This is a genomic window from Pirellulales bacterium (assembly GCA_033762255.1).
GTDB lineage: Bacteria > Planctomycetota > Planctomycetia > Pirellulales > JALHPA01 > JANRLT01.
Genome location: JANRLT010000040.1, coordinates 70,038 through 79,646 on the forward strand (window position 1 = coordinate 70,038; position 9,609 = coordinate 79,646).

5 protein-coding genes are annotated in these 9,609 nt (G+C 56.4%); 4 read left to right on the plus strand and 1 reads right to left on the minus strand.

Going from position 1 to position 9,609, the window contains the following annotated elements; genetic code table 11:
• Positions 1-61 precede the first annotated feature (61 nt).
• The gene (locus SFX18_11480; GenBank protein MDX1963768.1) at positions 62-2,341 is read right to left on the minus strand and encodes a hypothetical protein; all 2,280 of its coding nucleotides are present in this window, start codon (positions 2,339-2,341) and stop codon (positions 62-64) included.
• A gap of 180 nt (positions 2,342-2,521) precedes the next feature.
• On the opposite strand from SFX18_11480, the gene SFX18_11485 reads away from it, so the two are divergent.
• The 4 genes from SFX18_11485 (at position 2,522) to rpiB (ending at position 9,017) form a co-directional block, all read left to right on the plus strand.
• Entirely contained in the window at positions 2,522-3,427 is a 906-nt protein-coding gene (locus SFX18_11485; GenBank protein ID MDX1963769.1) for a CPBP family intramembrane glutamic endopeptidase, read from the plus strand.
• Between the two features lie 1,227 nt (positions 3,428-4,654).
• Positions 4,655-6,217 carry a sigma-70 family RNA polymerase sigma factor gene (locus tag SFX18_11490; protein MDX1963770.1) on the plus strand — a complete coding sequence of 521 codons (1,563 nt, stop codon included), beginning with the start codon at positions 4,655-4,657 and terminating at the stop codon, positions 6,215-6,217.
• 832 nt (positions 6,218-7,049) lie between these two features.
• Complete coding sequence (locus SFX18_11495; GenBank protein ID MDX1963771.1) at positions 7,050-8,180, plus strand: L-threonylcarbamoyladenylate synthase; 1,131 nt, start codon at positions 7,050-7,052, stop codon at positions 8,178-8,180.
• A 396-nt stretch (positions 8,181-8,576) separates the two neighbouring features.
• Positions 8,577-9,017, plus strand: coding sequence for a ribose 5-phosphate isomerase B (rpiB, locus tag SFX18_11500; GenBank protein MDX1963772.1), 441 nt, complete (start codon positions 8,577-8,579; stop codon positions 9,015-9,017).
• Positions 9,018-9,609: the final 592 nt, after the last annotated feature.

The following is a 9,609-nucleotide window of genomic DNA, read 5'->3' on the forward strand; positions in this document are numbered from 1 at the left end:
ATAATAATTCATCAACCAGCATTTCAATTATTAATTTTTCATTCGTAATTCTTAATTGACCCTACACCCAGCCCCATTTTTTGCGTAAATACCATTCCAGAGTCAGCAGTCCGACAATGAACAGCAGCACTTCGGGACGATCCCAGGGAGTGTGTTTAACCTGGGTTTCCACCTCGACGACCGGGGGTTGCTTGAGCAATTCCTCGAGCAAATTGGCCAATTCGTTGCGGGCAAGTTGTTTTCCCCCGGATTTGGCGGTCATCAGCGATAAACTTTGCAGTAAACTCGGCCGAGCGGCGGCATTGTTTAATTCCAGATCCTGGTCCAGTACGATAAACCGGGCTTTGCCCATTCCTAGCGCTTTGCCGTCGTGGTCACCGGCTACCTCGATGCGGTATTCTCCCGGTATGAGGGTTTCACCAAAGCTTCCTCCCCATTCCCCCGCCGTATTGGCTAGGCTGACGTTACGCGTCTTTCCGTCGGGAAAATGCACCACGGCGGTAAAGTTAGCTTGGTCAGCGATTTCCGGAGGCACCCCGCGAACGCCCGTCGTAAAGTCAATTCTTCGCCCGGGAGAGACACGCCGTTGATCCAGCTTGACCCAGACGGTGCCATTGGCCGACTCGTCAATTTTTAGCACCCACAAGATCGCCTGCCGCCAAAAAGTCTTGTGGGCGGATTCAAAACCTTGCATCACCCATTGCCAGGTGGTGTCACCGGCAAAGGCGAGGACGCGTCCCTGGCCGGGTTCGACGGCGGCGATGAGCGGGTCGCCATGCTGAGAGCGGGCCAGGACCTTGGCGTTAACTTTGAGCTTGGTCCATTTGTTGGCCCCTTTTAGGGCGGGAAGTTGTTTCCAAAAGTTCTCATTTTCCCCTTTGGGGGCCAGTTTAAGAAAAGAGACCGTTTGGCCCAGGCCCGCGTCGGGAATCATTTGCAAGGGACCTGGCAGGTGCAGGTCGCGGCGGATCGGCTCGTTAAAGTTTTGCCGCTCTAGTGGCGTTGGTTGCAGGGGCATGATCCGTGCCAGGGGGGTGCGGTCGTATCCCCCCGCCCAAAAACTGTGATACCCCCCCAGCAAGATCAGGCCGGCGCCTTGTTCGACATTGCGGGCCAGTTGTTCCAGGTCCGCCGGTCGAAAAAGAGTGGAATCGACATCCCCCAGGATGTAGGCGTTGTATTTGCCCGGTTTTAATTGAGCTTCGAGGTTGATTGGCCAGCGGGCGCGGGATTTGGGCTGGGGGTCAAAAAATTCAAAGTCAACCCGCATGTCGGGGGAGAAATTGAGCGAACGGCGTAAGAATCGTTGCTCGACGCGGGCTTCTCCCTCGAGGTACAAGATATTCAGGCCCCCCTCGAGCACGGTGACAAACGTGCTCAGTTGATTGTTATTGGTGACGGTCTCGGTGGTCCCATCGGGAGTGAGCACGCGCAGGGTTAATTTGTGTTCTCCTGGTTTTTCGGGGGTAAAACTGATTTCGACCGCGGCCAGGTCGTCCGGCTGTTGTGGGGTGACGGTCGCGCTCCCCACCACTTCTTCTTTGCCGGGAGCGGTTTCGTACAAGAGTTGCACTTGGATGGGTTGATTGACATAACCATTGAGGCGAATGGTGCCGGTCGCCGTGAGAATGTTTTTGACATAGACCGTCGGCCCGGCCAGAAGCTCTGTCACTGCCAGATCGCGGGACTGGGTGAGGGAACGTTCTTGGCCATAGGGAATGGTGTACAGCGGCGTCCCCAGGTCCGCCAGCCGACGGGCCGCCGACTGGGGCGATTGATCGCGCGGGGGGTAGGCTTGTTGGGCGCCGTCACTTTGCAAGATCACCGCTGCCAGGCGCTTGTTGTTCGCGCGACGTAAGAGATCCTCGAGCGCGCCGCCGATCGCGGTTTGGGAACCGGTAGGCCGGTCCGGAGCCAGGGCTTTGTCTAATTGACTGCCAAAGGGTTGCGATTCCTGCGAAAAACGGACAATTTCTAATTCGTATTTTTTGGCCAACTCGTCCAGAACTTTGGTGGACTGGCGTAAATCCTGCTGCACCGCGTTCCAACGACTGGTTCCGTTCAGTTCATCCTCGGTCTGCATGCTGCGCGAGTCATCCACCATGACACAAATGCTGGCGGATTGTTCCTTAAGCTCGCTGGTGACCAGTGTCGGTCGCAATAACAAAAGGATCACCGCTAAAAACACCAGCAGCCGCAAACCAAAGAGTGTCCAATGCCGCCCAGGCGAAAGGCGCGAGGTCTCGCGACCTAGCCAAAAGAGCGCCGCCAGTAACAACGCCCCGCAGATTGTGACCAGCGTCAGGCTGTGAACCGGATTAAGGTGCCATTCACTGCTCATAGGGGGCTGCACAGATAAATATTCAAAATAGGGCGCGCCGTGGGATTCATCGCAATTCTTGCCGCGGACCAGCGCTTGATCGCGGCTATTTCTATCCATCACTGCTAGCAGCGGTGGGGCAACTCTTTTAGAATACCAAAAATCCCCCTTCCATGGCGAATTACCTTTTGCGAATCCTTTATGTCATCTGAGTCGCCCGACCCGCTCCAACGGCAATTGGACGAACTGCTGGCTAATTTGCCAGCGGGGGGAAGCGCGACGGCGGGGACATCCCGCGGGTCAAATTTGCCTACCCCGGATCTGCCAGCCCACGACGACTCGACCGCCGACGATGCCAAAGAGGCTTCGGCTCTGGACCAGCCGGACGATTATTGGCATGAGTCCCGCCGTCCACTGGCCAGCTTGTGCTTTAGCCTTCCCTGGCTGCTTATTTATGAAATTGGGGTCTGGTTTCGACCTCCCGGCGAATTACGCAACGCCGCCGATGTCTGGTTGCGAAATTGGCTGGGCATGATTGGCCTGGGTAACTACTACTGGCTATTGCCAATTTTGGTCGTCGTTATTTTGTTGGCCTGGCAGCATGTTTCTGGCCAGCCCTGGCGCATTTCACACGGCGTGCTGCCGCTCATGTTTGTGGAAAGCTGCTTTTTGGCCGTCTGTCTGTGGGGAATCGCCCGCTCGCGGCAATGGTGGTATCCCTTGCAAATTCTGGCCGGACAGTTCCCGCTCATCTGGGGAAATTGGTTTTTGGACACCGTTCAGGGATTTGTTGATTATGCCGGCGCGGGAGTCTATGAAGAGTTTTTGTTCCGGCTACTGTTATTACCACTTACCGTCGCCATCTTAGGCTTGGTCGGTTTACAAGAGCCTCAAAAACGTTGGTGGGTGGCGATTATCATCACCAGCCTGCTGTTTGCCGCCGCCCACCATGTGGGGGGGCAAGAACCCTGGGCGTTATGGCCATTTGTGTTTCGGACCGTGGCGGGGTTGTTTTTTTCGATATTATTTTTGTATCGCGGCTACGGAATCGCCACCGGTACGCATGCCTTGTACGACATTTTGGTGGGGATTTTGCTAAAATCCTGATCCTGGCGGATTCTGCCAAAAGCCCCTTTACCTGCGAAAAGTCTTGCTATCCCAACTGTCTGAAGGGTTTTTGGCTAGCAGGATCCAAACTGGGTGCGGGTTCCCAAGCCTGAGCCCCCGAAACGATTCCTGCGCAGAAGCGAAAATTGGCCTAAATTTGCCGCTAGCAATCCTGGCAAAAAGCCGGTTTTTTGGTGGCAAATCTCCGGTCCAGAGATTCCGCGCGGGGTACTGGACCTGCCATTGTTGTTGATTAGAATAATAAAGTATTCGAAAGCGAATTTTGCAGGGTGTCCGAATTCGACTGGCGTCTCCATTAATTGGCGTTGCGCAATCATTGTTATTGGCCGCCTAACGAGTCGTCCCGCTCTTTTAGGGATCTGTGCCTCGCCAGCAATTTGTTCACCCAGTAGCAACGTTCGTGCGTTACCTTTACCCGCAGACCGTCATCTTTGTGGATTAAAACCGAGACAGAACTTTTGCCTTCCAAAAACTGTCTGCCGCACCACATTTGTTGACTGTTGCCTGCTGATGAAAGGGCGTGGGGAACTTTCGAATGGCGGGGACGACAGATTGAAGATTGCCCAACTGTTGAATACGGCCATGCCGGTGGAACAGTTTGAGAAAAGATTGCCAATTTGGAAAGATTGGCAATTTGGGCGGATTGAGTGGTGTTGTCCGTTCAGCGGCGTGTAACATTGGATCGTTTACGCCTAAAAGTCATACAGCTCTGTTCATGGATGAATAGTATTTTTTACCAAATCGACGGCTAGCCAAGTGCTGTCGAGTTTCGGTGGTAGAATTACTTGGTTTGTGTGAGCCGGATCGCGCGACGCCCCTTTCACGGGATGAATTGCTTTCACAATAGAGATCATGTTGTGGACAATTCGGAGAGAGTGTCACCCGCCAGAACATTTTTCCCGCCGGATGGTTAGACCATTTTGAGAAATTGTGCCCTGCTACCAAGAACCGTTCCTCCTGAACACTCCGTAGCAAAAGAGGTCGGATGGTCTTTGCCGACGTTGCCAGCGGCGGTCAAATGCCGCGGTTGCTGGTGAGAGCATGGGATAAGAGTGTCACGGCGGGTCGGCCGTGTTAATCAGCCGGTGGGCCGTAGTGATCAAGCGGTGGCCGTGGTGATCAGCCGGTGACTGGGGAGTAATAGCACGCGGGGGCGGTGGGCATCATCAGATTCATTATTTTTTTGCATTGATAGGAGTAAAAACCTTGTTCGACTCATTGTTAGACGAATTGGACGACGACGTTGCCGCGCACTCGGATGATGCTGTCGATTTAGTTGACAAAGACGTCGAACTCGACTCCGTCGAGGATGATTTATTAGTTGGCGATCCCAATGACTTGGATCTCGACCTGGATGCCAAGGCCGATGAGCTGTTGGACGAAGTCCCCCCCGAAGGAGAAAGCTGGTCCGACGATCCGGTGCGGATGTATTTGACCCAAATGGGGGAGATTCCGCTTTTAACCCGCAAGGAAGAAATTGAGCTTGCCAAGCGGATAGAGATTACCCGGGCCAAGTTTCGCCGGAAGCTGCTGTTGTGCGACTATGTCGTGCAATACGCGATCAAAATCCTGCGCGGCGTTTACAAGGGAGATTTCCCGTTTGACCGCACGATTCAGGTTTCGGTGACCGACCGTCTGGAAAAAGACCAAATTTTGCACCGGATGCCGCATAACCTGCGGACCATCGACCAAATCCTGCGCAAAAACCGCGTCAACTATCGCACCGCGCTCAGCAAATCCACCAAAATGTCCGTTCGCCGCCAAGCTTGGCGCGAGCTGGGCCGGGGACGTTTGCGGGTTGTCAAACTGGTCGAAGAACTGGGCCTGCGCACCCAGCGGATTGAGCAAAAAATCCGCGCGCTGGAGGACTTTAGCGCCCGGCTCGACGAACTGCACGCCACCCTGCACGACAAAAAGCATAAGCTGCTCCCCCACGAAAAGCAGCTCATGCATAAGGAATACCGCACGATCCTGCGCGCGATCCAGGAAACGCCCACCAGTCTGCGCAACCGCGTGATGGCGCTTAAGAAAATCTATACCGAGTACCAGCACGCCAAGCGCGGGCTGAGCGAGGGGAATTTGCGGTTGGTGGTCAGCATTGCCAAGAAATACCGCAATCGCGGGCTGAGCTTTTTGGACCTGATCCAAGAAGGTAACGCCGGCCTGATGCGGGCGGTGGACAAATTTGAATACCGCCGCGGGTTCAAGTTTTGCACGTATGCGACCTGGTGGATTCGCCAGGCGATCACCCGCGCCGTCGCCGACCAAAGCCGCACCATCCGCATTCCGGTCCACATGGTCGAGACCATGTCCCGCGTGCGCAATGTTTCGCGGCAACTACTACAGTCCTTGGGCCGCGAACCCACGATCGAGGAAACGGCCAAGGCCAGCGGCACCCCCATCGAGGAAACCCGCCGCGTGCTGGCCATGAGCCGCTATCCCATCAGCCTGGACCGCCCCGTGGGGAACAGCGAGGATAGCCACTTTGGGGACTTGCTGCCCGACGGCGGGGCCGAAAACCCGGCCATCGGCGCCGCCCAAGAGATGCTGCGCAACCGCATTGGCAAGGTGCTCAAGACGCTTTCCTACCGCGAGCGGGAGATCATCAAGCTGCGGTACGGCCTGGGTGACGGCTACAGCTACACCCTGGAGGAAGTGGGGCATATCTTTAAGGTGACGCGCGAGCGCATCCGCCAGATCGAGGCCAAAGCCGTGCGCAAGCTGCAACAACCGAGCCGCAGCGGGGAATTGTGCGGATTTTTGGATTAAAGTAGTAGGCACCGTCCCGGTGCCGTATGAGTGTGCCACTGCTGGCTTGCCCCGCAGTGCAGCTCTGGAGGAGCTGCATCTTTCTAGCTTATGCTATAAAGTATTTTCAATATCGCCTCGCAGCGGCGGAGTCATGTTTGGCTCACGACAATTTGCGGCTAAGAAAATAATTAAACGCCGCCTCTGCGAGTATGGTAGGCAGTGTCCTGGCTCCCGTATGCTTCCTTCTCCACTATGCGGCTCTGCAATCAAACACGTATAGAATTCCGGGGGTTTGCACCCCCGGCTAGAATCCTTGGGCCGCTGCGCGGCTGTGTCCCCCACAGTGCCTAGCATTGCTATCGGGTCGAACTCACGACGAACACTGCCTAAGATCCAACTTCTGTAAAATTCTTCGGAATCCCAACAAAAACGGGACGTCTCTTCCCACGATACCGGGGATGCGCTAACCATCAGTCATTCCCGACTATGCCGACTTTATCCTGCTCAAACGGTGGCTGCTTGAGAGTGAAGAATAATTCCTTAGTATCTTAACAGCACCCTCTCCCTCCTGTACCCCCCCACGCCCAACCATTCTTGCCCAATTTGCCACTTTGCGGTAAACTTAGGTGCCGCATACGCTTGTGGCATTTTTGTATTGTTTTGGTCCAGGCCCAGTGACGGGGCGAATCTCGCTAGCGTCCAAATGCTGGCGGATTGCTCTGTGTGTTGCCCCGGCGGTCGGAAATAGGCTTTTCCCCTGATCCGTTTGCCGTGACACTGTGGAAAACTTGTTAATTGCCCGCCGGCACTCCCCCCCGGCGTCGGTCGTTTGTGGGGAGTTGTGCGGCCCATGCCCCCACTGGTCATAGACATTCGCCATGCCGAGGACTCCCGCGATGTGGTGCATCGGGCGGTGCAGGCCCTGCATGAGGGGCAGTTGGTGGTCTTTCCCACGGAAACAGTGTACGCCCTGGCGGCGAGCGCCGTACACGAGGGGGCCGTCCGCCGTCTGCTGCAGGTCAAACGGCGATTGCCGGGCCGTCCTCCGCTGACCCTGGCGACTAAAAGCGCCGATGAGGCCCTGGACTATATTCCCCGCATGTCCCCGCTGGCGTTGCGGCTGGCCCGCCGCTGCTGGCCCGGCCCCGTGACGCTGGTCTGCCCGGACAACCACCCCGCCAGCCTCCTCCGCCGGTTGCCTCCGTTAACGCGGCAGGCGCTGGTCCCCGCAGGCCGCTTGGGCGTGCGGGTGCCGTTTCATGCGACGATCTTGGACACCTTGCGGATGCTGCCGGCGCCGATCGTCATTACCAGCGCCAATCGGACGGGAGAGTCCGCGGCCCTGGTCGCCGGGGACGCTGTTAAGGCCTTTGGCGAAGAGGTACAATTGATTCTGGACGACGGGCGCAGCCGGTTTGGGCAGTGCTCGACGGTGGTGGAAGCGACCGATCGGCTGCAAATTTTGCGGCCGGGCGTGGTCAGTGAACAAACACTTAAGCGACTTTCGGCGATGATGATCCTCTTTGTGTGCACCGGAAACACCTGCCGCAGCCCCATGGCCGAGGGGATTTGCCGTAAAATGGTGGCGGAGCGGCTGGGGACCACGCCGGAGGAACTGCACGACCGGGGGGTGCTGATCATGTCGGCGGGAATTGCCGCGGGGCTGGGGGGGACCGCCAGCCCCGAAGCGGTCGAGGTGCTGCGGCCCGACGGGATCGACCTGACCCCGCATGAAAGCCAGCCCGTGACCGAGCAACTGATCCGGCACGCGGATTACATTTGGACGATGACCCGCTCGCACCGGCAGGCGATCGTGGAGCAATGGCCCGAGGCGGCGAACCGGGCGGCGGTTTTATCACTGGACGCGCGGGATATCGCGGACCCCATTGGCGGGCCGGTCGAGTACTACCGCCGCTGCGCGGATCAAATTCGCCAAGAGCTGGGCCGACGGCTGGAGGAAATCTCCTGGCCGCAGTTGTAGGGAGGCGGGAGACGAGAGACGGGATACGAGAGGCGAGAGGGTGGCGGGGGACGAGCCTGGGCGAGGACCCCGTGGGGGAAAGTCAGATTTTAGAATGAAGGAGTAAGAATTGCTGCAACATAAATTCTGCATTCTGCATTCATACTTCTGCATTTGGCTGGGTGGCGGGACATGGGTGGCGGCGGGAATCCTACAGGAGGCAACTCCGTTGCCGAATTGGAATTTGGTTTTTGGCAGGTGATGAGGATGGAGTCGTTCAGCCGCATTTTGATAGAAAGTAGAGTTAAGAATGGAGGAATTTTTGCACAACCCTTAATTCATCATTCTTAATTCTAAATTGTCCCGCAATTCGTAATTTGTAATTCGTAATTTGTAATTAATCCACCGGGTTTTGTGATGAAAATCATGATTGGCAGTGATCATCGTGGGCATGCCGTCAAGCAAAAATTGCTGGAGCTGGTGCGCCGGCTGGGGCACGAGGGGATCGACGAAGGGACGGCGGGGGACTGCAATAGCGTGGACTATCCCGACGTGGCGGCCCTGGTGGCCAAAAACGTGAGCGAGCAGGCGGTCGACCGCGGGATCCTGATCTGTGGGTCTGGCATTGGGATGAGCATCGCCGCGAATAAGTTTCCCGGCGTGCGGGCCGCCCCCTGCCATGACGACCTGACCGCCGAAATGAGCCGCCGCCATAACGACCTCAACATCTTGTGCCTCTCCGCCGATATGCTGGGCGAAAAACTGATTGACCGCATGGTCGAAATCTGGCTCAAGACCGAATTTGAAGGAGGCCGCCACGCCCGCCGCATCGAAAAGATTAGCGAGTTAGAAAAGTAGGGGGGAGGGGGTCACTGGAGGAGGCGGCTCCGTCGCCGATCCCCCGTGGCAGCGAGTTTTACTCGCCAAACTAGTTTTTGGATGTTGGTTTTTGGTATTTGGTTAGCCGAGACGCGTGGCACGGTTGGGGAGCGGGCAGCAACGGGTGACACCGGTTGGCGCAGCCTACCGGTGTCGCGCAGCGACCAGAGGGAGTTGTGAGAGGGTAGAAACTTTTGTTAAGGTTCAAACTCCTTGCCATTCTCTCTTGCGGCTGCCTGCGTTCTTCTTGCTACTGCGCCGCTCAGGTTGACAAGCAACTGAGCCACCCGCGTCATACCGTTCTTTCTAATCGACTTCCTGGTCACCAAAAATTACAATATATCAGGTGGTCCAAATAACGGGGTCCACTACACATTGCACCACAGCCCCGAGTACTGTTGAACGATATAACTGATGGATTCTAGTACTTCTAGAGCGCTTTTCATGCTAGTGTCAAATTGTAACCACAGTGGCGTAGGTAGCGGGTACATTCTGCTGGCTTGAATTGATCTTCGATGAGTCCCACTCTATCCCACAAGCCTTCGACCGTTCTTTCAGCGGCGCTTGCTAG

Bases quoted from the DNA above. Each gene is read 5' to 3' on its own strand.
- SFX18_11480 (MDX1963768.1), bottom strand. From the start codon at position 2,341: ATGAGCAGTGAATGGCACCTTAATCCGGTTCACAGCCTGACGCTGGTC.
- rpiB (MDX1963772.1), top strand. From the start codon at position 8,577: ATGAAAATCATGATTGGCAGTGATCATCGTGGGCATGCCGTCAAGCAA.
- SFX18_11485 (MDX1963769.1), top strand. From the start codon at position 2,522: ATGTCATCTGAGTCGCCCGACCCGCTCCAACGGCAATTGGACGAACTG.
- SFX18_11495 (MDX1963771.1), top strand. From the start codon at position 7,050: ATGCCCCCACTGGTCATAGACATTCGCCATGCCGAGGACTCCCGCGAT.